Source organism: Caballeronia sordidicola (genome assembly GCF_002220365.1).
GTDB lineage: Bacteria > Pseudomonadota > Gammaproteobacteria > Burkholderiales > Burkholderiaceae > Caballeronia > Caballeronia sordidicola_C.
Genome location: NZ_MTHB01000267.1, coordinates 1 through 1,813, shown reverse-complemented (window position 1 = coordinate 1,813; position 1,813 = coordinate 1). Strand labels below are relative to the sequence as shown.

Here is a 1,813-nt window from a genome sequence, read left to right as displayed (position 1 = left end):
GACGTAAGCGTCGCGCGAGGGCCGCACTTGATCTCGCTACCATGAGACGCCAAAGTGGTTCCCACTACTTGAATGGTGGGAACCACTTTGACATTAGAAAAATCGCGCTCGGGCAGTCGTAAAGGCTGCCCGAATCATAGTCCGGAGTTTCGGCGCCGAATGGTCGATGCGGCCTGTGAGCCCGGTGTCTCGGTTTCAAGTCTTGCTCGTGAGAACGGCTTGAACGCTAATCTGCTGTTCAGATGGCGACGAGAGCATAGGGTTAAACAGCAGGGCAAGGTTGGCGGGCTCATTCCCGTGAGCGTGGTGACAGACGTAGCGAGCGTGGTTGCGCCAGAGGCGTTGATCGAACCGGATAAGGCGAAGGCGACATCCCAGGGCGGCACGATCGAAGTTCGAATCGGCCGTGCAATGGTCAAAGTGGATGGCGCGGTCGATGTCGAGACGCTTCGCGCGGTGCTGGCGAGTTTGAGATCGTGATCGGCCTGCCGGCGGGTACGCGAGTGTGGATTGCAGCAGGTATCACCGACATGCGCTCTGGATTCCCGGGGTTGGCTGCCAAGGTGCAGACAGCGCTCGGTGAGAATCCGCTGAGCGGGGACGTGTTCATCTTTCGTGGGCGCCGGGGTGATTTGATCAAGATTTTATGGGCGACTGATGACGGCGTATGGCTCCTCGCAAAGCGCCTCACAAATGGACGTTTCATCTGGCCACAGGCCGATGGCGGCAAGATCCATTTGACGAGCGCCCAGCTATCCATGGTCCTCGAAGGGATCGATTGGCGCCAGCCTCGTCGCACAGCGGCATTATTGATGGCGTAGCGGTTGTAAACCGCACGGGATACTCGTAAACTGCGCCGTATGTCGAGCGATGCCGATCTCCCAGATGATGTTGTCACCCTGCAGGCCTTGCTAAGCGAAGCCCTTGCATCAATTGCCGATCGGGATCGTGAGATTGAACGTCTGAAGGTCCAGATCGACAAGCTCAAACGGATGCACTTCGGCCGTAAATCCGAGCAGTTGGATCAACTCGAGACACAGCTAGAGGATCTGGCAACTGGGCAAGGCGCCGCTGACGTTCGCCGGGCGCGCGCGCGATCGCCAAGTTCGGGCGTCTCCGTCCAGGCGCCCAAGGAAGCTCTGCCAGCCCATCTGCCGCGCGAAGATCGCGTGCTCGAACCCGATTCGACATGCCCAAAGTGCGGCAGCGCCATGCGCGCGCTTGGCGAAGACGTGTCCGAGCAGTTGGCGCGCGTCACCGCTATGTTTAAGGTAATCCGCACAATTCGACGCAAGATGGCCTGCCCCGGTTGCGGTCACATCGAACAGCCGCCGATGCCGGGGCTGCCGATCGAGCGCAGCATGGCGCATCCGAGCTTGCTCGCTGACATCCTGGTCTCGAAGTACGCCGACCACATTCCCTTGTATCGCCAAACGGGGATCGCTGCGCGCGAAGGCGTACGCCTTGATCGCGCCACCACAGCGCGCTGGGTTGGACAGTGCGAAGAACTCTGCAGGCCGCTGACCGAAGCGCTGCGCGCCTATGTTATGGCGGCCACCAAGATCCACGCGGATGACACACCGATCCCGGTGCTCGCGCCGGGCAACAAGAAAACCCGCACGGGTCGGCTCTGGGTCTACGTTCGTGATGACCGCCGTTCGGCTTGCATAGAACCGGCCGCCGTCTGGTTCGCTTACTCACCGGATCGCAAAGGCATTCACCCACAAACTCATCTTGCTAAATTTGAGGGCATCCTTCAGGCGGACGCGTATGCGGGCTATGCTGATTTGTACCTCGATGGGAAAATCCGTCC

At 60.0% G+C, this 1,813-nt stretch carries 3 protein-coding genes; all 3 read left to right on the top strand.

What is annotated here, in order from left to right; translation table 11 throughout:
* Positions 1-72: 72 nt before the first annotated feature.
* Positions 73-480 carry an IS66-like element accessory protein TnpA gene (gene tnpA, locus BSU04_RS38785; RefSeq protein ID WP_089165524.1) on the top strand — a complete coding sequence of 136 codons (408 nt, stop codon included), beginning with the start codon at positions 73-75 and terminating at the stop codon, positions 478-480.
* On the top strand, positions 477-821 hold the full coding sequence (gene tnpB, locus BSU04_RS38780) for an IS66 family insertion sequence element accessory protein TnpB (protein WP_062173719.1): 345 nt from the start codon (positions 477-479) through the stop codon (positions 819-821). Before tnpA ends, tnpB begins: the two co-directional genes overlap by 4 nt.
* A 39-nt stretch (positions 822-860) precedes the next feature.
* A partial coding sequence (gene tnpC, locus BSU04_RS38775; protein WP_144021493.1) for an IS66 family transposase occupies positions 861-1,813 on the top strand: 953 nt, incomplete at its 3' end.

What these genes read in the sequence shown, in the direction of transcription:
- tnpA (WP_089165524.1), top strand. Translation starts at nt 73, where the DNA reads ATGGTGGGAACCACTTTGACATTAGAAAAATCGCGCTCGGGCAGTCGT.